This is a genomic window from Croceibacter sp., from assembly GCF_002716225.1.
Classification (GTDB): Bacteria; Bacteroidota; Bacteroidia; order Flavobacteriales; family Flavobacteriaceae; genus Croceibacter; species Croceibacter atlanticus.
In genome coordinates this window covers 132,857-153,536 of the sequence record NZ_PAZX01000008.1, presented here as the reverse complement: position 1 = coordinate 153,536, position 20,680 = coordinate 132,857, and the positions used below count along the sequence as shown (strand labels likewise).

General features: G+C 33.9%; 18 protein-coding genes. 8 read left to right on the top strand and 10 right to left on the bottom strand.

What is annotated here, in order from left to right; all coding sequences use genetic code 11:
- The first annotated feature begins 106 nt into the window (after positions 1-106).
- Positions 107-1,114, top strand: coding sequence for a PorP/SprF family type IX secretion system membrane protein (locus CL818_RS06645; RefSeq protein WP_272973294.1), 1,008 nt, complete (start codon positions 107-109; stop codon positions 1,112-1,114).
- Here CL818_RS06645 and CL818_RS06640 read toward each other — a convergent pair.
- Positions 1,111-1,890, bottom strand: a complete 780-nt coding sequence (locus CL818_RS06640; RefSeq protein ID WP_013185923.1) for a pseudouridine synthase — start codon at positions 1,888-1,890, stop codon at positions 1,111-1,113. The genes CL818_RS06645 and CL818_RS06640 overlap by 4 nt on opposite strands.
- Positions 1,891-2,067: 177 nt before the next feature.
- Here CL818_RS06640 and CL818_RS06635 point away from each other — a divergent pair, with 177 nt between their 5' ends.
- The 3 genes from CL818_RS06635 (at position 2,068) to CL818_RS06625 (ending at position 4,573) form a co-directional block, all read left to right on the top strand.
- The gene (locus tag CL818_RS06635) at positions 2,068-3,198 is read left to right on the top strand and encodes an Mrp/NBP35 family ATP-binding protein (protein WP_272973295.1); all 1,131 of its coding nucleotides are present in this window, start codon (positions 2,068-2,070) and stop codon (positions 3,196-3,198) included.
- A gap of 3 nt (positions 3,199-3,201) precedes the next feature.
- Positions 3,202-3,444 carry a NifU family protein gene (locus tag CL818_RS06630; RefSeq protein ID WP_013185921.1) on the top strand — a complete coding sequence of 81 codons (243 nt, stop codon included), beginning with the start codon at positions 3,202-3,204 and terminating at the stop codon, positions 3,442-3,444.
- A gap of 67 nt (positions 3,445-3,511) precedes the next feature.
- Entirely contained in the window at positions 3,512-4,573 is a 1,062-nt protein-coding gene (locus tag CL818_RS06625; protein ID WP_272973296.1) for an NAD(P)/FAD-dependent oxidoreductase, read from the top strand.
- On the opposite strand, the gene CL818_RS06620 is transcribed toward CL818_RS06625, so the two are convergent.
- The 9 genes from CL818_RS06620 to CL818_RS06580 form a co-directional block, all read right to left on the bottom strand.
- On the bottom strand, positions 4,574-5,617 hold the full coding sequence (locus tag CL818_RS06620) for an NAD(P)/FAD-dependent oxidoreductase (protein ID WP_272973297.1): 1,044 nt from the start codon (positions 5,615-5,617) through the stop codon (positions 4,574-4,576).
- A 70-nt stretch (positions 5,618-5,687) separates the two neighbouring features.
- Positions 5,688-6,578 carry a type IX secretion system ring subunit PorN/GldN gene (gene porN / locus CL818_RS06615; RefSeq protein ID WP_272973298.1) on the bottom strand — a complete coding sequence of 297 codons (891 nt, stop codon included), beginning with the start codon at positions 6,576-6,578 and terminating at the stop codon, positions 5,688-5,690.
- A gap of 14 nt (positions 6,579-6,592) precedes the next feature.
- Positions 6,593-8,131 carry a type IX secretion system motor protein PorM/GldM gene (gene porM / locus CL818_RS06610; RefSeq protein ID WP_272973299.1) on the bottom strand — a complete coding sequence of 513 codons (1,539 nt, stop codon included), beginning with the start codon at positions 8,129-8,131 and terminating at the stop codon, positions 6,593-6,595.
- Positions 8,132-8,179: 48 nt separating this feature from the next.
- Positions 8,180-8,818 carry a type IX secretion system motor protein PorL/GldL gene (porL, locus tag CL818_RS06605; protein ID WP_272973300.1) on the bottom strand — a complete coding sequence of 213 codons (639 nt, stop codon included), beginning with the start codon at positions 8,816-8,818 and terminating at the stop codon, positions 8,180-8,182.
- Between the two features lie 81 nt (positions 8,819-8,899).
- Positions 8,900-10,264 carry a T9SS ring complex lipoprotein PorK/GldK gene (gene porK / locus CL818_RS06600; RefSeq protein ID WP_013185915.1) on the bottom strand — a complete coding sequence of 455 codons (1,365 nt, stop codon included), beginning with the start codon at positions 10,262-10,264 and terminating at the stop codon, positions 8,900-8,902.
- A 122-nt stretch (positions 10,265-10,386) separates the two neighbouring features.
- Positions 10,387-11,553 (bottom strand): formimidoylglutamase, encoded by a 1,167-nt coding sequence (locus tag CL818_RS06595; RefSeq protein WP_013185914.1) that lies wholly within the window; start codon positions 11,551-11,553, stop codon positions 10,387-10,389.
- Between the two features lie 89 nt (positions 11,554-11,642).
- Positions 11,643-14,168 carry a type I DNA topoisomerase gene (topA, locus tag CL818_RS06590; protein WP_272973301.1) on the bottom strand — a complete coding sequence of 842 codons (2,526 nt, stop codon included), beginning with the start codon at positions 14,166-14,168 and terminating at the stop codon, positions 11,643-11,645.
- 96 nt (positions 14,169-14,264) lie between these two features.
- Complete coding sequence (locus CL818_RS06585; protein WP_272973302.1) at positions 14,265-15,020, bottom strand: hypothetical protein; 756 nt, start codon at positions 15,018-15,020, stop codon at positions 14,265-14,267.
- Between the two features lie 70 nt (positions 15,021-15,090).
- Positions 15,091-16,317 (bottom strand): LVIVD repeat-containing protein, encoded by a 1,227-nt coding sequence (locus CL818_RS06580; RefSeq protein ID WP_272973303.1) that lies wholly within the window; start codon positions 16,315-16,317, stop codon positions 15,091-15,093.
- Positions 16,318-16,455: 138 nt separating this feature from the next.
- Here CL818_RS06580 and miaB point away from each other — a divergent pair, with 138 nt between their 5' ends.
- Genes miaB through CL818_RS06560 form a run of 4 tightly spaced genes read left to right on the top strand, consistent with a single transcriptional unit; the run spans position 16,456 to position 20,680 of the window.
- On the top strand, positions 16,456-17,904 hold the full coding sequence (miaB, locus tag CL818_RS06575; protein ID WP_272973304.1) for a tRNA (N6-isopentenyl adenosine(37)-C2)-methylthiotransferase MiaB: 1,449 nt from the start codon (positions 16,456-16,458) through the stop codon (positions 17,902-17,904).
- A gap of 42 nt (positions 17,905-17,946) precedes the next feature.
- Positions 17,947-19,209 (top strand): sigma-54 interaction domain-containing protein, encoded by a 1,263-nt coding sequence (locus tag CL818_RS06570; RefSeq protein ID WP_013185909.1) that lies wholly within the window; start codon positions 17,947-17,949, stop codon positions 19,207-19,209.
- A gap of 30 nt (positions 19,210-19,239) precedes the next feature.
- Complete coding sequence (locus CL818_RS06565; RefSeq protein ID WP_041240840.1) at positions 19,240-19,740, top strand: LptE family protein; 501 nt, start codon at positions 19,240-19,242, stop codon at positions 19,738-19,740.
- A 1-nt stretch (position 19,741) separates the two neighbouring features.
- Positions 19,742-20,680, top strand: coding sequence for a DUF8458 domain-containing protein (locus tag CL818_RS06560; RefSeq protein WP_272973305.1), 939 nt, complete (start codon positions 19,742-19,744; stop codon positions 20,678-20,680).

Sequence of the window (20,680 nt, the reverse complement as noted above, 5' to 3'; positions counted from 1 at the left end):
TGCTTCCTAGCGACGACTACTGGTTCAGCGTCGAGTTCGTGGAGCCGGCTGACGGATCCATACAGGAGTTCAGAGCTAACTTTACATTGAAACGATAATTTTTTATATGACAACTCAAATTAAAAGTGCATTAGCTTTACTAATGCTAATATCAGGTTCATTTTTTGTGAACGCACAAGAAGGAATTCCTGTTTATTCAGATTATTTAACTGATAATTTATATTTGTTGCATCCGTCTATGGCTGGTGCTTCAAATGCTAGTAAAGTTAGATTGACAGCTAGACAACAATGGTTTGATGTTGAAGATGCTCCGAGTTTACAAACACTATCTTTAAATGGTCGAATCACAGATAAAATTGGTGTCGGTGGTATTTTATTTAACGACAGTAATGGTAACTTTTCTCAAACTGGTGCTTACGCAACATTTGCATATCATTTATTATTATCTAGGAATGAAATTGATTTAAATCAATTATCTTTTGGATTAAGTATAGGTGCTATTCAAGGTCGTTTGGATGAAAGTACTTTTACAATGTTTGACCCAATTGTTACAGGAATAGAACAAACTGATACTTATTTTAATTTAGACTTTGGTGTTTCATATTACTTTTTAGACTTTTTCTCTCATTTAACAGTTAAGAATGCCTTACCTGCAAATAGAGATATATTTACAGAAGATTTAGAATCTAACAACCAAAGACGTTATTTGCTTTCTGCAGGGTATACAATTAGTCCTTATGGAAGTGATTGGAGTTATGAACCCTCAATTATGTTTCAATCAACAGATGAAACACAAGAGCGTAGCATAGATTTAAATATGAAAGTTTATAAAGCTATGGACTTTGGTAGACTTTGGGGAGGCTTATCTTACAGAAGAAGTTTTGAGGGCGCTGAGTTTACACAGGATGGTGTAGAGGTAAGTAACCAAAAGCTTCAGTTAATTACCCCATTTGTTGGTGTAGACTATAACAATTTTATGTTTGCTTACACGTATAGTTATCAAGCAAATTCTGTAGTGTTAAGTAACTCAGGATTTCATCAGTTAACAATAGGATATAAATTTAATGAAAGAAGAGATCGTTACGATTGTAACTGTCCTGCAATTAATTACTAAATCATTCCTAAATTAATTATTTCTTGCTTCGTGAGGTGTCTAAACATACCACGAGGCAAGTCTTTTTTAGTTAGAGTTCCAAATACTACTCTATCAAGATATTTGATCTCGTAATTAAGACTTTTAAATAGTCTTTGTACAATATGAGACTTAGTACTTTTAATTTCTATTCCAACTTCTCTTTTAGATTTATTTTCTACGTAACTAATGTCAACCACTTTAATTTCTCCATCTTCTAAAGTGATACCTTGACGTATTTTTTCTAAATCTACTTGACTTAATTCTTTATTCAACTGTACATGGTAAATTTGCCTAATACCATGTCTTGGATTTGCTAAACTTTTAGAAAGTGTACCATCATTTGTTAACACAACTAATCCCATTGCGCTTCTTTCAAGTTTACCAATAGGGCTTAATCTCGCTTTTGTTGCGCGACCTACTATATCTAAAACAGTCATTCCGCTTTCATTTAAACTGCCAGATACAAAAACATCTTTAGGTTTATTAAGTAAGTAGTATTCTTTTTTATCTGGTGTTATGCTTCTACCGTCAAATTTAACTTCATCACTAAGCTTTACTTTATAACCCATTTCGGTTATAGTTTTTCCATTTACTGTAACATTACCTGCAGTTATGTAGATGTCTGCATCTCTTCTTGAGCAAATTCCTGCATTAGCAATATATTTATTTAGCCTAATACCACCATCAACGGTTTCAACTTTTGGCTTATTTTTCTTGTTAGAAGCGTTATCGTTTCGACGTCCATCTCTACTCATAATTCTAATATTTTTTTGCAAAGATACAGCTATTCATTTTGTAATATCTTCAAGCACGTTAAATTTACATAGAAGCTATATATATTCATAAATCTAATCTGCCATAGCGCTTTATTTTTAAATGTCTAACCCGTACATTTGCACTTTAGAATAATTCTAATTAAGAGATTACAAATTATGAAGATTGATAAAGCATCTGTATTGAAAACCTTGGAAACAATTTCTGTTTCTGGAGAAGGTAAAAATATGGTAGAGAGTGGTGCGGTTACTAACGTTGTGACTTTTGCTAATGAAGTGATAGTAGATTTAACATTAACTACACCTGCAATGCATATTAAAAAGCGCGCAGAATCTGATATTATTTCTGCAATACATAGCGGTTTAGATGAAAATGCCAAGGTAAAGGTTAATATAAAAATAGAGGCACCTCAAAAAACAAATGAAATAAAAGGAATGGCAATTCCTGGCATTAAAAATATAATAGCTGTTGCATCTGGTAAAGGAGGTGTAGGAAAATCTACAGTGACCTCTAATCTTGCTGTTTCATTATCTAAAATGGGCTTTAAGGTTGGTTTGTTAGATGCAGATATTTATGGCCCTTCTGCACCAATTATGTTTGATGTTGAGGCAGAAAGACCTTTGTCTGTTACTGTTGATGGTAAATCTAAAATGAAGCCAGTAGAGAATTACGGTGTAAAAATACTTTCGATAGGCTTTTTTACTAAACCAAATCAAGCAGTAGTTTGGCGTGGACCTATGGCAGCTAAAGCTTTAAATCAAATGATATTTGATGCTGCTTGGGGTGAATTAGATTTTCTTTTAATAGATCTTCCTCCTGGAACTGGTGATATACATTTGAGTATCATGCAATCTTTACCAATAACTGGAGCGGTTGTAGTTAGTACTCCGCAAAATGTTGCATTAGCAGATGCTAAGAAAGGTGTTGCTATGTTTCAACAAGAAAGCATTAATGTACCTGTATTAGGGATATTGGAAAATATGGCCTACTTCACACCAGAAGAATTACCGGACAATAAATATTATATTTTTGGTAAAGATGGTGCTAAAAATTTAGCAGATGATTTAGGTGTTCCGTTTTTAGGCCAATTACCTTTAGTACAAAGTATTAGAGAATCTGGCGATATAGGAAGGCCAGCTGCATTACAAACAGGAACTATTTTAGAATCAGCATTTATAGATATCACCAAAAATACAGTTCAAGAAACTGTGAACAGAAATAAAGATTTGCCTCCAACTGAAGCTATTAAAATTACAACAATGGCCGGCTGTAGTGCTGTAAAGAATTAACTTATGGAAGGACAAGAATTATATAATAGTGTGCAAGCTGCATTAGAAGAAATACGCCCATTTTTACAAAATGATGGCGGTGATATTTCTTTAGTTAGTATTGAAGATGATAAAACAGTCTTTGTAAAGCTTATGGGTAATTGTGTTGGTTGTAGTGTTAACCAAATGACACTTAAGAGTGGTGTTGAGATGACAATTAAAAAGCATGCACCACAAATTGAAAAGGTGATTAACACCGCTCAATAACCTTACATCTATTTCTTTAATTGCTAGCTTTTTTTAAAGTTGGCATAATTTTTCATTTTTAAATTCTATGATTTCAACAGATATATTAATAATTGGAGCTGGACCTACAGGTTTATTTACAGTTTTTGAAGCGGGACTTCTAAAATTAAAATGTCACTTAATTGATGCATTACCACAACCTGGAGGGCAATGTTCTGAAATTTATCCTAAAAAACCCATTTATGATATTCCTGCTTTCCCTGAAGTATTAGCTGGTGACTTGGTAAATAATCTTATGAAGCAAATAGAGCCTTTTCAACCTGGTTTTACTCTAGGAGAACGCGCTCAAACAATAGATAAACAGGAAGATGGGACATTTATAGTTACTACCAATAAAGGAACTAAACATCATGCACCTGTAGTTGCTATAGCAGGTGGATTAGGAAGTTTTGAACCTAGAAAACCACCTATTTCAAACATTAAAGATTTTGAAGATTGTGGTGTGTCTTATATAATAAGAGATCCAGAAGTATATAGAGATAAAAAAGTAATAATTGCTGGCGGTGGAGACTCTGCTTTAGATTGGAGTATCTTTTTAGCAGATGTAGCTTCTGAGGTTACATTGGTGCACAGACGAAGTGAATTTAGAGGTGCGTTAGATTCTGTTGAGAAAGTTTCTGAGCTATCTAAGCTAGGAAAAATTAAATTAGTAACCAATGCAGAGGTTGTTGGAATTAACGGCTCAGAAAAGCTAGAATCCGTAGTTATACAGCATAAAGATAAAGCTGCGCAGGATACCTTGCTAGAAGTAGATGATTTTATCCCTTTATTTGGGTTGTCTCCAAAATTAGGACCAATTGCTGATTGGGGATTAGAGATAGAAAAAAATGCGATAAAAGTTGATAATACTTTAGATTATCAAACAAATATTCCTGGTATCTACGCTATTGGAGATGTTAATACTTATCCAGGTAAGCTCAAGTTAATATTGTGTGGATTTCATGAGGCTACTTTAATGTGTCAAAGTGCTTTTCAAAGAATAAATCCAGATAAACGCTATGTAATGAAGTATACTACTGTTGGTGGTGTTCACGGATTTGATGGTTCTGTTAAAACAGCCAAAAAAGAAGTAGTACAAAAAATAGGGTAATTAATAATGTCTCTCTAAACTTATATCTGAAGGTATTGGTAGGTCTTTTAAGATATGATCTACCAAATGCTTCGAGATAGTTGGAGATGTTATAACACCTCTGCTTCCTAAACCATTACAGAGGTATACATTCTCATGTTCTTTTAAACTTCCTATATAAGGTCTTCTGTCTTTTGTTGTTGGTCTTATGCCTGCTACTTGATCTATAATTTGATATTCTGTTGTTAGGATAGCATCAAGTTGCTTCTTTAATTCAGTCTTTTTAGTTTCTGTAGGATTTGTAGTTGTGTCTAATCTATCATAACTAGCACCAACTTTGTAGTTGTTGTCTCCTAACGGTATTATAAATATGCCAGATTTTACAGCTGCTTCTAAGTTTAATTGAGGTGCTTTTATTATTAAATATTCTCCCTTATTTCCTCGTATATCTAATGTATTAAAATATGGGTTGTTTTTAACACCAATACCTTCGCAAAAAATTATTCCTCTTGCTATTAGATTATTGTAAATTATACTGTCTTTATTAACTTGTAATGAATCGTAATTAAAATTCTCTTCAATAAAATTATTATTGCTACTAAGTTTTGATTTGAAGGCATTAATTAATTTTTCGGTGTTTATAGTACCGGTTTGTTTTACTTCACCAAAACCATAATTACCATTTACGTTTTTATTTAATGTGATCTTTAGGTCTGAATTTAAATACTCATTCAATAATGGTTTATCTGAAGCTTCAAACCAATTATTTTGTTCTTCAATAGAAGAGAAACGTCTGTATACTGGTAACGGATTAATTATTTTAATTTTTAATTCGTCTTCTATTGACTTGTAAAACTGAAGCGCGTAGGGTAGTTGTTCATTTGCATTCCAGGCTAACGTAAAACGTTTAAGAATAACAGGGTTATACATACCTCCAGCAACTTTAGAAGCGTTTTGAGAAGGCTTGTCTATAACAACAACCTTTTTGTTATGAGACTGTAATTGTCTCGTTACAGCTAAGCCACTTAATCCAAAACCTACAATAATATAATCTGTTTCCTGCATATTTTAAAAATATAAAAACGCCTTTCTTTTTGAAAGGCGTTTTTTTAGAATGTTTATACGAGATTAGGAATTAGTAATTCCACATATCTTGTTCAAAGTTTCTTATCTGTTCTTTAATTCTATCAGATTCTAACAGTTGCATTAATGCATTGTCATTTATATAGTCTTCAACAGTACGATCACCATACTCATTGTCTTCCTTGTAAATAACACCGTTAAAACGTCTTGAATTTAATAAATGATCAAACGTGATTGGTTGTGATGAGTTTTGCCTGTTAAACGCTTTAGCGTTATGTAAAACTTCTCTTACACCAGGAAACCATACCCAAAATAATTCAACTACTTGAGTGTCTTCCTCATCTATAAAGTTTACATCTGGAGCACAAGGTGCTATACCTAATAAACGATACTTTAATTCACCTTGACGCTTGTCAAAATACCAAAGACCTTTAACATGATATTCAGATATATCTCCAGCGTTAATATCGCGTCTTGTTATATACTGAGCATCTATTTTTTCACCTGCATTATATTGCTCGATACCATAATCTGTAGTATCAACTTTAGATAAGGCAGCAGAAATATCTTTTAAAGTTCTTTTTTCTGTAAAATAAGAATCTGTATAGATAGTTTCAATATTTCCATTTTTAATATTAGAAAGAAGTACATCGTATAAAGATCTTCTGTCTTTTCCAATATTATTAGTATCTATAGGATAGTATAATGGAAAGTTTACACGTTCATCCAAATCTACTATTTCCCAAGTCGTTTTAGACCAAAGTACATCTCTATCATCAACGTACCCATACTCTAATGGATCATCGTTATCATATTTAATTTGTTCTTCGGTTTTAACGCCAATTTCATCTGGAGTTTTTGCGTTAAGCAAGTTTGCTTGAGAAAACCCTAAAGAGGTTATCAAAAGTCCAGATAGTGTAAGTAATAATCGATTTGAAGTCATAGCCATCATCAATCTTAGTTTGTTAATTCAATAATTACAGGAGATACTTTTTTCAACTTGTAACCAGAGTTTCCAGAGATACCTGCTTCGATATCAAAAATCTGAACTGTTTCTCCACGTTTTGCTCTTCTTAGAGTAGATTTAGCTCTAGAGTCTAAACGGCTACCATTAACTCTTACAGTTGGTTGACCTGGTACTCTAAATTTAAATCCAGTTACATTTAATTTTAATTGGAAGTCAAAATCTGGTAAATCTGCTCCGATAGTAGAAATCTCTAATCCGTTACGTTGCATTTTAATAGATCCTTCTTCACCACGAACAGTTCCTACTGGTCTTGGAATATCTTTAATTCTAAACGTTTTGCTGTCTGATACGGTCTCACCACCTGGTAACTTACCGCTTACGTTAATTTTAACTTCACGTTGCTTTAATGTGGTAACATTCATATTGTATTTACCAGCGCCTCCTGCAGGAGAAAGTCCTGGAGCGTTAGCACTAACAGAGCCAACACCTGGAATAGAAATTGTCATAGGGTTTTGTACACCTCTATAAACTACATTCATTTTATCTGCAGAAATTACAGCAGCATTTGGTTTTGGGATAACAGCATAAGAACTTGTAATAGGAATAGATACTAAAGAGTCTCCTTCTTTAAACTGAAGATCACCTTTAATCTCTTGCTCTCCTACATTTCCTGCTGGAAAATCTAATACAACTTGACCGCCAACTGTCTTTTCTAAATCTTTTCCGTTAACAGTTACTTTGTCAAAGTTTAAAGAGTTATCAAAACGTCCTAATACAACTTTACCTTTAAAGTTTTCGCCATTAAAGAATGCAGTTTTTTCTGGTACTACTATAGCTTGATAGTTTGTCATAGAAACATCAGACTTTAATTGTCCTGCTAATAAGTCTGAAAGAATTTCACTTTCAACTGTCTTAGCGTCTGCTTGTATTTGCGTAAGTTTAGTAATAGATGCAACTAGAGGAAATCCTACGTAGTTATAGCTTAACCAATCTTTCTCTACACCATCACGATCTTTTTCTGGTGCTGTTGAGAAGTCTTTTTCAACTTCTGCTCTAACCTTTGGTAAGTCTGCTCCAATAACTGAAACAACACCATTACGGTAAGTATCCATCTTGTCAATAAATTCTTGACCTTCTGGTGTAACTTTTCCTCCTTTGTACCATAGTTCATCTAAATCATTAGATTTATCCATAGTCTCGTAGTCTGTAGGATCATCCATTTCTGCTGTTAATTTGTTTTTAACACCATCAATATATCCTACCAACTCTTCTGTTAAAGCGTTTATTTGATCTGCCTGCTCCTTTAAAGGTGCATATTTAGCTGGTTGTTCACTTGCTTTTTCTGCAAGTCCAGCCATAGCAAGTTGGTTACGTTGTGTAGTATCAGCGTTAGCTTCAACCAATTTTTCATTCATTAATCCAAAAGCGGTAAGTACCTCTTTAGACATGTTAAGTGCAAGCATTGCAATGAAAACCAAGTACATTAGGTTAATCATCTTCTGCCTTGGAGTTTGTTTTCCTGATGCCATATTTTAATTTTTTAAATAGTAGTTATCTGTTATAGTTAAAAATTAAAATTAGGCTCTGTTGTTACCCATAGCATTTAACATATTGCCGTAAACGCCGTTTAATGAAGATAAGTTTTGAGTTAACGATTCCATTTGTGCTTTAAGAGCAACAGCATTTTCTGCAGCAGCAGTATTTGCTTCACTTTGTTTAGCAGCAGACTCTACCTGTACTTTGTAAAGGTTGTTTAATGTTTCCATTTGTGCAGCAGCAAGAGTTAACTCTTCACTATATTTCTTTTGAGAAGAAATAGCATCAACAGTAGGAGACATATTTTTAGCAGCACCTTCAAAATTCTTGATACTATCACCAAGGCTGCTCATTAAGTTTGCATCTATCTTAGCTTCTTTAAGCATTGCATCTAATTTCTTAGATAAAACACCTTCAGCATCTGTTGGAGCTACAGTTTTTTTACCGCTAGCTGCTCCACCAGCTAATTCAGGGTATACTAAAGACCAGTCAAGTTCTGAGTCTACAGGCTCAAAAGCAGAAACTGTAAATACAAGTGCTTCTGTTATCAAACCTATAATTAGCATTTCGTTACCAAAAGGCCAGTGCATAATTTTAAATAGTGCTCCTAAGATTACAACGGCCGCACCTAGACCGTATACCATGTTCATTAATTTTTTTCCTGACTTTGACTGTGCCATAATTTAAGTAGTTTTAAGTTCTCTAAGTTAATAGAGGTTAGTTTTAGTTAAGGGTTTATTTAAGTAGTTGTTTTTGATCTTTTATTGAGGAGGACGATTTAAGTCTAAATCATTTCCTAAGTAATCTTGTACTGTTCTGAAGCCAATATAACTTCTAGCAGAATCTGCGTACTCATAATCTCTTGAACTTACCTGTAGGAAGTAAGAAACATCTTTCCAAGAACCACCACGTACAACTTTACGCTTGTTGCTAACATCGTTAACATTTGGGTTCATAGATGAAGAGTACTCGTAAGAAGAAGGGTCATAAGAAGAATCTACCCATTCTGATACGTTACCTGCCATGTTGTATAGATTGAAATCATTTGGTTCAAAAGATTTTGCCTCTACAGTGTATAAAGCTTGATCTGCAGCATAATCACCACGTAATGGTTTGAAATTAGCCATAAAACAACCTCTATCATTTTTTGTGTAAGGGCCACCCCAAGGATATGAAGCAGACTCTATACCACCACGAGCAGCATACTCCCATTCTGCTTCTGTAGGAAGCCTATATGTATTTACAAAATGTTGTCCTTTTTCTTTTCTGTATGAATTATGTTCTAATGTTCTCCAAGCACAAAATGCTTTAGCTTGTTGCCAAGAAACACCAACTACAGGATAATCATCATAAGCAGCATGCCAGAAATAATCATTGTGCATTGGCTCATTATAAGAGTAACTAAAATCTTTGATCCAAACCGTAGTATCTGGATAAATCTTTACATTTTCTCTTTTAATAAAATCACTTCTTTTTCCTTTTTTAGCTCTTGCTGCAGCTTGAATGTCCATCCAAGTGTATTGAAACTCAAATTTACTAACGTCCATAGTTCGTTGGCCGTTGTAAGATTCTTCTTGAGGTAAATACATTGTATCCATCACCTCAACATAGTATTCATCTGGATACTCTTCAGTTTCCCAAATAAGGTCTATTTCTCTATTAATTTTACGACCTTCATAACCTGTTTCTCCTAGCCCTGCATAGTTATCTAACATGTATTGTTCATAAGGGGTAAGATTATCAGGATCTTGGTCAAGAAATGCATATTCTCCAATACCACCAGTTCCTGGTGTTTCACCAAGTTCATCTGCTAATATTGCAAGTCTCATTCTTACAACAGAATCTCTAACCCATTCTACAAATTGTCTGTATTCTGAGTTAGTGATTTCAGTTTCATCCATATAAAATGAACGTACTGTAACAGTTTTAGTAGGTGCGTTTTTAAGGGCTGCAATATCATCATCAGATTTACCCATGATAAATGATCCTCCAGATACAGTTGTCATTCCATAAGGCTTTTCAGGATGCCATCGTTTTCCTTTGGCGCCTACAAGCTGTCCACGATCTCCGTTTCCGCAACTTGCAAGGAATGCGACACAAGCAAAAAGCATTAAAACTTTCTTCATAACTACGTTTAGGTTAAGTTGTTGTTAAATCAAGGCCGTAAACCTATCTAATTAATTTCAAAAAACCAATTAAATAAGTTAAAAAAACCTTAATCTGATATTTAGTTTATTATACGTTTAATCTACAATTCATTCTTTTGACGAGCTTTCCACCATCTTTGTGGAATATTTTGGTTGCACGCCTCTAAATAATCTTGCTGATTGCAAGGTAATAACGTGCTTCTATTCAATTTAGTATCAATGTCTGAAAAAAATGGAATTTCAATCCACCATCTTTCAGACAACGGACTTTTATAAAAAACCAAGATCTCCTCGTCAATAGGAACTTGATATTTTATAAACTCTTTTTTCGCTGAAATAGTATGTTCATTTCTTCTAAATGTTACACCTTCAATAAAATACCATAGCATTTGTGCTACCAGCATTGCTGAAGTTTCATTTTGTGTCTTGCCCTGTAACTCACAAATACTAAACGAGCTAACTTTATCGCTTAAGCCAGCATATCTTGTAATACTGCAAATTTCCCTTCCATCAAATCCATTTGGGTATTTGTGTGAATGGCTTCCTAAACTCGAAGCATTTAATGAAGAAATATCAACAGAAACAATATTGGCATCTCTCATAACAGGTTCAACTGTTTTTATATCATGAGTAGCTTCGCCAAGACGTATTGCGTCAAAATAAAGGCGTTCTATTAAATCTATTTCTTCTTGAGCATTATAATAGGTTTGGTAACCTATGTTGGAGTAATTAAAGAGATTGTAAGGCTTGTCTATAACAATCTTACTCATGAAGGAGCGATTGTCCATAGACTCGTCTGCGTTTCCTAAATCAAAGTGAGCGTCTACATTAACTAGATTAACCATATACTCCTCATTGTCATATGCACGGTATTGAGCATATACCAAATCTTGGCCACCACCCAAAATTATTGGGATAATGTTTTGCTTTAAAAGTGTTTTTGTGATGGCAGTTACTGCTGCATAAGTATCTTCTACAGAGTGTCCTTTTTCTAAATCTCCTAAATCTGCAATATTGAGATGCCAATTTCCAGGAAATAGCTCATAGAAAGATGTTCTAATTTCATCAAAATCAAACTCTTGTCCTAAATAGTCTTGAGTTTTTCTGCTATCTAAAACTCCAAAAATTGCAATGTTTACATTTGCAAGAGAAGGTAGTCCTTCTTGTTGACTATGGATTTTTATAGCGTTACCAATTGTATGTTCATGCAACAACGTTTTGTGAGCAAGTACATTTTTACTTACAGGTTTTAGAACCTCAAGACTCATAAAATATTCGATTTTTAGAAAACTCTAAATGTACAAAGTTTTAACAGAAATCTAGAGATTTCATAAAATTGAACTTTGTCATTTATTAACTACTTTTTCTTAGTTGTTGTCTTCTTTTTTGTAGCTGTTTTCTTCTTAGCTGTAGTTTTCTTTTTAGTTGCTTTTTTCTTTGGCTTCTTTTTTTCAATATATTCTTGGGCCTTCTCTAAGGTAAGCTTTTGAGCATCGACAGTTTTAGGAATTTCAACCTTTACTTTTCCTTGTATAATATTATGTCTTCCCCAACGCGCTTTTTCAACGCGTATGCCTTCATCTTCCCAGTTGTGAACAACTTTATCTATTTCTTTCTGCTTTTTAATTTCAATAAGCTCTACTATGTCATCATTAGTTAGATTGTCAAAGTCATATTTCTTATTTACATTAATAAACATACCATTCCACTTAATGTACGGGCCAAAACGACCAACACCTTTTTGAACTGGTAAATCTTCATAATGATAAATTGGCGCGTCTGCTTTTTCTTTTGCTTTAATGAGTTCTAAAGCACGATCCATAGAGACATCTAGAGGGTCTTCTCCTTTGTCTAAAGAAACAAATGTCTTTCCGTATCTAACATAAGGACCAAAGCGCCCATTGTTTACTTCAACTTTTTCGCCGTTATATTCGCCAATTTCTTTTGGAAGCTGAAATAAATCCATAGCTTCTTCATACGTGATACTTTGTAAGGATTGGTTTGGTCCTAAACTTGCAAATAATGGTTTTTCTTCATCTTCTACAGAACCAATTTGAACCATAGGCCCAAACTTACCTAAGCGTACACTTACAGGCTTTCCTGTTTTAGGGTCTTTCCCAAGTATGCGTTCTCCTACCTCTCGTTCTGCATTTTCTGCAACATCTTTTACTTTAGGATGAAAGTCTTTGTAAAAGTCTTTCATCATATCTTTCCATTTTTCATTACCATCTGCAATATCATCAAAGTCTTCTTCAACTTTTGCAGTGAAGTTGTAATCAAGAATAGAGGAGAAGTGTTGTACAAGGAAATCATTTACAACCATACCTACATCTGTAGGTACAAGTTTTCCTTTGTCGCTTCCTACAGTTTCAGTCATAGTTTTTTCTGAAACCTTATTATTTTTAAGTTGTAGTTTGGCATAATCTCTTTCTACGCCATCTACAGTTCCTTTTTCTATATACTTCCTGTTTTGTATTGTGGTAATTGTTGGTGCATAAGTAGATGGTCTACCTATACCAAGCTCTTCTAACTTTTTAACCAAAGCAGCTTCTGTGTATCTTGCTGGAGGTCTTGTAAAGCGCTCTGTTGCTGTAATGTATGAATTTACTAGAGCATCGTTAACTTTCATATTTGGCAATAAACCACTTTGCTCTTGGTCTTCATCATCTGAGCCTTCTAGATATACTTTTAAGAAACCTTCAAATTTTATCATTTCACCGTTAGCAGTAAACTGCTTGTCGTGAGTGTTTGCTTCTACCTTTACGTTTGTACGTTCTAACTGCGCATCGCTCATTTGTGATGCAATTGCGCGTTTCCAGATAAGTTCGTAAAGTCTTACTTGATCACTGTCTCCAGAAATAGTGTGCTTAGAAAAATCTGTTGGTCTAATAGCTTCGTGTGCTTCTTGTGCACCTTTGCTTTTGCCTTTATAATTTCTAGATTTATGAAAGTTGTCTCCGTAAGCTTTCTTTATTTCTTTCTCTGCACCTTTCTTTGCTTGGTCACTAAGGTTTACACTATCTGTTCTCATATATGTAATCATACCAGCTTCATATAAGCGTTGTGCCATTGTCATGGTTTTACTTACAGAATAGTATAGTTTACGTGATGCTTCTTGTTGTAAGGTAGATGTTGTAAATGGTGGTGCAGGTGATTTCTTAGCAGGTTTTTTAGTAAGATCTCCTACTTTAAAATCTGCATTTAAATTGTCTTTTAAAAATGCTTCTGCATCTTCTTTAGTGTCAAAATTCTTTGGAAGCTTTGCTTTAAAAGAAGCGCCGTCTTCTGTTTTAAATTCTGCATCTACTCTGTAAGAGCCAACAGGAGAAAAATCTAATATTTCACGTTCTCTCTCAACAATTAATCGAACAGACACAGACTGTACTCTACCTGCAGAAAGGCCTCCTTTTACTTTTCTCCATAAAATTGGAGAAATCTCATAACCTACAAGTCTATCTAAAATGCGTCTTGCCTGCTGTGCATTAACTAAATTATAGTTAATACCTCTTGGGTTTTTTATTGCACGCTCGATTGCAGTTTTAGTAATTTCAGAAAATACAATACGCTTAGTGCTTTCACTTTTAAGGTCTAATTCTTCAAAAAGGTGCCACGCAATAGCTTCTCCTTCGCGATCCTCATCACTTGCTAGCCATACAGTTTCAGCATCTTTAGCAAGTTTTTTTAGTTTTCTAACTACATCTTTCTTGTCTTTAGATACTACATATTTTGGAGAAAAATCACCTTCTACATCTACACCTAATTCTTTTGAGGGAAGATCTGCAATGTGTCCGTAACTAGACTCTACTTTATAATCTTTACCTAAATATTTTTCAATTGTCTTGGCTTTTGCCGGAGACTCCACAATCACTAAATTCTTTGCCATATTTCCTATATAAGAGAGTGCAAAAGTAGGGTAAAAAAAAATTAACCGTGAAAAATATCTTTCCAACGGTTAATTTATAGTCTTATTTATAATGTTTTAGATGCTGTTTGTTTCGAAAATTTCAGGTTGATTATCAAACCCTATAACGTCCTTATATATATGGTAAAGTGGTAAGTAGCCAAAAGATGCAGTGAAAAAGACGCCTACAAAACATAGTAACATACCCACAAATTGGGCTAAAATTCCTGCAACAAGAATTAACCCAAAGGTAATAAGCCATTTTTTGTTACCTAACTTAAAACTTAGCTTAATGACTTCTGATATGCTTAATTCTGGATGAAATGCAAAAAATAAAACAAAAAATTGAAGAGGTACAATAGCATATATTAAAGGTAAATAACATAATAATGCAGATACCAGTGCTATACCTATTAATGCTAAACTAAGGATTAAAGATTTCTTTAAATATGGTTGTTTAAAGTACATGAAGAAATTTACATCTTCATTAGTTTCCTTGTGGTCTATTTTTTTAATCATTTTAAAAAAAGCAGCTTGTAACGCAAAACTTAAAGCAGAGATTATTACAATAACCACAATTAGTGTGATTGCCATTATAAAAATGGGTAAAGCTGAAAGGTCACCTTGTTCAAAAGCACTTGGGTCTGCTATACCATATACAATCATTGGAATGTATATTAACATTATTAAAGGTAACGTGATAGCAATACTTATTAGCGTTATTATAAGCCCTTGTACCCAAGTTTCCTTAAATAAATCTAAACTGCGTTGAAAGATGCTGCCAAAATCTAATTCTTTGGCTGTATCTATTCGTCTTTGTAATTCTTGAAACATAACAATTGGTTTTAGTTAGCTTCTCAAAGGTAGCAGAATTAAAAAGATTTAAAATGTTTATGAACTTAATTTATAGTAAGTTAAACTCACTTAGCAATGTTAGGCCGTCTTCGGTATATAAATATTGAAAAATTGCAGTTTCGCTTACCATAATCAACTTGTCGTCTTGTGGAATAACATCTAATGCAGTAGCATTTTCGAAAAGCTGAATTTGTTCTAAAACTGGTGTCTGGCTAGCGTTAAAAACACGTAAGCCTACACCTTGGTCACAAACAAAAACCAAATCATCTTTTACACCTAATCCATAAGGTTGGTCTAAGCTGTATTGTTCTAATATAAAAGGGTTTTGTTTATCTTCAACGTTTATAACTTCTAGAATACTTAGATCTTGTCCGCAAAGATTACCACCACGAATTGTAACATAAGCAAAGTTACCTTGTACAACTACAGGATCGCAACCTACAATATGAGATATTTCTGATTGGTATGTAGGGCTAGAAGGTGTGTCTAAAGAATAAATGAACATACCTGCAGTACTACCTATGTAAAGATAGTCTTCATAACTAAAAATAGTTTCAATTTGCCAGCCTACATGTTCTTCGCCTAAATCTTGTGGGTTGTCAAGATTTGTGATGTCAAAAACATTTAAGCTAAAATTGTCTACGGCATACAGAAAATCTCCTGTAATATTAAATCTAGCTAAAGATCCGCCTTGTCCAGTATTCCCAGAACCAGCATCATTTGACGCTTCAACTACGGCTGTATCATAAAATTCTTCTCTTCTAGTTTCTATGGTAAAGCCAACAATTACGTCTTCATCTGCATTAAAAGTAGAATAATCTATAAAGTCTGCACCTTCTGGAGTTAGCTCATTATAGGTTGGAAACACATTTTCTAATCTGGCTACAGTTGTAATATTAGTGATGTTCGAAATGTTGAATGCCACTAAATCTATTCCGCTATCTGCATATAGAATATCATCTTTTACAGCAATATCTTGATTTGCAGGAATTTTTAGATAGCTAAGTTTTACTGGGTTTTCAGGGTTAGAGTTGTCTATAATATGTATGCCTTGAAAAAAATCATTTACAAACATATAATCTTCATACGTGTAAATTTTTCCTGATTGCTGTATTGGTTGAGGATCTTCAATACTTACAGATGCTCTAAAATCTGCTAAAGATTGTGTTACAGGAATAGCAACTTGATAATCAATAAAATCACCATTATCATCTTGGTCACAGCTAACTATTAGCAGTGAAATAACAAAAAGGCTAATGCGGTAAAAGGCTTTCATAGTGAGTTGTTTAGTATACATTAAAGATGCAAAATTTTATAAAACGTTGCGTAGAAAATTATAAATAATAGCTGACACTTTGTCACTCGATAATGAAGCCCTATCTTTGCATTCAATTTCTTCGGAAGGCAAGATGTTATGGAAAAGATTTTAGATGAAAAATTACAAGGTAATAGCCTTGTCTTAGAGCAGGACGCTACTAATAAGCGTAAGCTTTTTATTGAAAGTTATGGCTGTGCTATGAATTTTAGTGACAGTGAAATTGTAGCTTCTATTATGGCTAAAGAAGGTTTTAATACTACTCCAAATTTAGAAGATGCAGATTTGGTTTTGGTTAATACCTGTTCAATTAGAGATAAAGCAGAACAGACTGTAAGAAAGCGGTTAGAGAAATATAATGCTGTAAAACGCGATCATAATCCTAATATGAAAGTTGGTGTTTTGGGCTGTATGGCAGAGCGTTTAAAAAGTAAATTTTTAGAAGAAGAAAAAATTGTAGATCTAGTTGTAGGACCAGACGCTTATAAAGATTTACCAAACCTTATAAAAGAGGTAGAAGAAGGTAGAGATGCTGTAAATGTAATTTTATCTAAAGACGAAACGTATGGAGATGTCTCTCCAGTGAGATTGCAAACCAACGGTGTATCTGCGTTTGTATCCATAACAAGAGGTTGTGATAATATGTGCACGTTCTGTGTTGTCCCCTTTACTAGAGGAAGAGAACGCAGTCGAGATCCGCAGAGTATATTAGATGAAGTAAGAAACTTATCAGAAAACGGTTATAAAGAAATTACCTTATTAGGTCAAAATGTAGATAGCTACCTTTGGTATGGTGGTGGTATGAAAAAAGACTTTAGCAAGGCAACTCCTATGCAACAGGCTACCGCAACAGGATTTCCGCAATTATTAAAAATGGTTGCAGAAACATTTCCTAGTATGAGAATTCGTTTTTCCACATCTAATCCGCAGGATATGACAGAAGATGTGATTAAAACAATGGCAGCCTACAGCAACATTTGTAAACACATACACTTACCTGTGCAAAGCGGAAGCGATCGCATTCTTAAAGAAATGAATAGGTTGCATACGCGAGAAGAGTATTTTAGTTTAATTGATACTATTAGGGCTTATATGCCAGATTGTAGTATCTCTCAAGATATGATTATAGGATTTCCTACAGAAACCGAGCAAGATCATAAAGACACATTATCTTTAATGGAAAAAGTACAATATAACTTCGGGTATATGTACAAATATTCAGAACGACCTGGTACAATGGCTGGTCGTAAAATGGAAGATGACGTGCCAGAAGAGGTAAAGAAAAGAAGGCTTTCTGAGGTTGTAGCATTGCAGAGACAACTAAGTCAACTTCAAACTGAAAAGAATATTGGTAAAACTGTAGAGGTTCTTGTTGAAAGAGAATCAAAAAAATCTGATAAAGAATGGAGTGGTCGTACATCACAAAATGCAGTGGCAGTATTTCCAAAACAGCATTATAAAGTAGGAGATTTAGTAAACGTAAAAATTCATGATTGTACGAGTGCCACGTTAATTGGTAACGCTATAGGTTATAGTGGTACTAATTAAGTAGAATTTTAAATTAAACCTGTAGTTTCAGGTACCAGCATTATGGAGTCAGTTCAAGTTACAAAACAACGTTTCGGTATAATAGGTAATGATACCAAGCTTAACCGAGCTATTGAGAAAGCAATAAAAGTATCTCCTACAGATATTTCTGTATTGGTTATAGGAGAAAGTGGTGTAGGTAAAGAAAGTATACCGCGTATAATACATTCCCTTTCGCATAGAAAACACGCCAAGTATATAGCTGTAAACTGTGGTGCAATTCCAGAAGGAACTATAGATAGTGAACTTTTTGGTCATGAAAAAGGTGCTTTTACTGGAGCTACACAAACTAGAAATGGTTATTTTGAAGTTGCAGATGGTGGTACAATATTCTTAGATGAGGTAGGTGAGTTACCACTACCAACTCAAGTACGTTTATTACGTGTTTTAGAGAATGGAGAGTTTATAAAAGTAGGATCTTCAAAAGTTCAAAAAACAAATGTTCGTATTGTAGCAGCTACAAACGTAAATATGTTTGAAGCTATTAATAAAGAAAAATTTAGAGAAGATTTATATTACAGGTTAAGCACAATCGAGATTGAGTTGCCACCTTTAAGAGAGCGTGAAGAAGATATTCATTTGCTATTTAGAAAATTTGCTTCAGACTTTGCCTTAAAATATAAAATGCCAACCGTGCGTTTAACAGATGAGGCAACTGCATTACTGCAAAACTACAGATGGTCTGGTAATATAAGACAGTTAAGAAATGTTGCAGAACAACTTTCTGTACTAGAGCAATCTAGAGAGGTAGATGCTCGCTCACTAAGAGAATATTTGCCAGATATGGGCAAAAACTTACCTGCTGTGGTTTCTAAAACAAAAAAGGATAGCGACTTTAGTAATGAACGCGAAATTTTATACAAGGTTCTTTTCGATATGAAAAGTGATTTAAATGACTTGAAAAAACTCACTATGGAGTTAATGAAAAATGGAGATTCAAGTCAGGTTAAAGAAGATAATGAAAGCTTAATTCAAAAAATTTATGGTGAAGATGATGAGGTGGCAGAATTTGAGGAAGAATTAGAAGACAAGTTTGAGGTCCTTCAAATTCCAGAAAACAATCACCCAGCAGAACGCAAAGAAGACAAATATCATTTTGCTGAAGAAATAGAAGAAGAGGAAACATTATCCTTACAAGACAAGGAACTTGAACTTATAAAAAAATCTTTAGAACGTCACGGCGGAAAACGAAAAGCCGCTGCACAAGAACTAGGAATAAGCGAGCGCACTTTATATAGAAAAATTAAGCAATACGACCTAAACTAAAACCATTTTAAGATGGTAAATCACACAGTTATGAAATTAAAACTTATTGTTATTATATGCCTTGCTTTTAGTATAACATCTTGCGGAATTTATTCCTTCTCAGGAGCAGATGTTGGCGAGGCTAAGACGTTCCAGGTTAACTATATAAACAACAACGCATCTATAGTTGAGCCAGGAATAGAACGTACGTTTAGATTAGAGCTACAAGACCTTATTCAAAATCAAACAAATTTAGGCTTGTCTACAGAAGGTGCAGATTTAATTTATGAAGGTGAAATTACAGAGTATTATATTGCGCCAATAACAGCAGTTGCAGAAAATACAGCTGCACAAAACAGGTTAACAATATCTGTAAACATTAGGTTTATAAATACTCTCGAACCAGAAAATGATCTGGAAAGACGCTTTTCGTTTTACTACGATTATCCTGGTGGGCAACAATTAATAGGAAGCACTTTAGCTACAGCTTTAGATGAAATCTATGAACGTCTTACACAAGACATTTTTAATGCAACATTAGCAAACTGGTAATTTGAATACAACAGAATTTATAGCACTTTTACAGCAGCCCTCAAAACTAACTGCATCTCAAACTAGAGCCCTAGAGGCAATCGTGGAAGAGTTTCCGTATATGCAATCTGCAAGGGCTATGCAGTTAAAAGGCTTAAAAGATTCAGAAAGCTTTTCTTATAATAAAGAGTTAAAGACTACTGCAGCACATACAGTAGATAGAAGTGTTTTGTTTGAATACATTACTTCAGAAGAATTTTCACAAAATGAAATTGCAAACACCCTTCAATCTCGAGATGACTATTTAAGAAATATTACAGTCTTTGAGCCCGAAGAAGTTATCACTCAAAAAAGTGTAGCTATTGATGATGCAATAAAGATGAAACTTAAAGAGGCGCATCAAGTATTTGACGAAGATTTGTTTGAATTGCCAGCAAAACCTTTAAAAACAGCACCTAAAGAAGAAAATTTAAGTGCAGATGAAGCGGTAAAAGTAAATCAAGCTTCAGAAGAAGAGATAAAGGATAAGCTTCAAATAGGAAAACCATTAGAGTTTGATAAGTCTGAGTCTCATAGCTTTTCTGAGTGGTTACAACTAACAGCTGTAAAGCCTATAGACAGATCTTCTGAAACATTAGAAAACCCAGTTTCAGACTCTAAAATAGGAAATAGGGCAGAAAGTGACGAAAAAGCGAAGAAATTTGAATTAATAGATAATTTTATTGCTTCAAATCCTAAGATAGTTCCTAAGAAAACACCACTTAATGCTAACTTTTTAAAAGACAACGAAGTGCCTCAAGAAAGCCTAATGACGGCTACTTTGGCAAGAGTTTACTTAGAGCAGAAAAATTATAAGAAAGCAATTCAAGCATATAAAATATTAATTTTGAAAAATCCCGAAAAAAGTAGTTTCTTTGCAGACCAAATTCGGGAAATAGAAACCCTGATAGAAAAACAATAA

Excerpts from the sequence above, each read along its gene's own strand:
- CL818_RS06645 (WP_272973294.1), top strand. The coding sequence starts at position 107 with ATGACAACTCAAATTAAAAGTGCATTAGCTTTACTAATGCTAATATCA.
- CL818_RS06640 (WP_013185923.1), bottom strand. The coding sequence starts at position 1,890 with ATGAGTAGAGATGGACGTCGAAACGATAACGCTTCTAACAAGAAAAAT.
- CL818_RS06635 (WP_272973295.1), top strand. The coding sequence starts at position 2,068 with ATGAAGATTGATAAAGCATCTGTATTGAAAACCTTGGAAACAATTTCT.
- CL818_RS06630 (WP_013185921.1), top strand. The coding sequence starts at position 3,202 with ATGGAAGGACAAGAATTATATAATAGTGTGCAAGCTGCATTAGAAGAA.
- CL818_RS06625 (WP_272973296.1), top strand. The coding sequence starts at position 3,512 with ATGATTTCAACAGATATATTAATAATTGGAGCTGGACCTACAGGTTTA.
- CL818_RS06620 (WP_272973297.1), bottom strand. The coding sequence starts at position 5,617 with ATGCAGGAAACAGATTATATTATTGTAGGTTTTGGATTAAGTGGCTTA.
- porN (WP_272973298.1), bottom strand. The coding sequence starts at position 6,578 with ATGACTTCAAATCGATTATTACTTACACTATCTGGACTTTTGATAACC.
- porM (WP_272973299.1), bottom strand. The coding sequence starts at position 8,131 with ATGGCATCAGGAAAACAAACTCCAAGGCAGAAGATGATTAACCTAATG.
- porL (WP_272973300.1), bottom strand. The coding sequence starts at position 8,818 with ATGGCACAGTCAAAGTCAGGAAAAAAATTAATGAACATGGTATACGGT.
- porK (WP_013185915.1), bottom strand. The coding sequence starts at position 10,264 with ATGAAGAAAGTTTTAATGCTTTTTGCTTGTGTCGCATTCCTTGCAAGT.
- CL818_RS06595 (WP_013185914.1), bottom strand. The coding sequence starts at position 11,553 with ATGAGTCTTGAGGTTCTAAAACCTGTAAGTAAAAATGTACTTGCTCAC.
- topA (WP_272973301.1), bottom strand. The coding sequence starts at position 14,168 with ATGGCAAAGAATTTAGTGATTGTGGAGTCTCCGGCAAAAGCCAAGACA.
- CL818_RS06585 (WP_272973302.1), bottom strand. The coding sequence starts at position 15,020 with ATGTTTCAAGAATTACAAAGACGAATAGATACAGCCAAAGAATTAGAT.
- CL818_RS06580 (WP_272973303.1), bottom strand. The coding sequence starts at position 16,317 with ATGAAAGCCTTTTACCGCATTAGCCTTTTTGTTATTTCACTGCTAATA.
- miaB (WP_272973304.1), top strand. The coding sequence starts at position 16,456 with ATGGAAAAGATTTTAGATGAAAAATTACAAGGTAATAGCCTTGTCTTA.
- CL818_RS06570 (WP_013185909.1), top strand. The coding sequence starts at position 17,947 with ATGGAGTCAGTTCAAGTTACAAAACAACGTTTCGGTATAATAGGTAAT.
- CL818_RS06565 (WP_041240840.1), top strand. The coding sequence starts at position 19,240 with ATGAAATTAAAACTTATTGTTATTATATGCCTTGCTTTTAGTATAACA.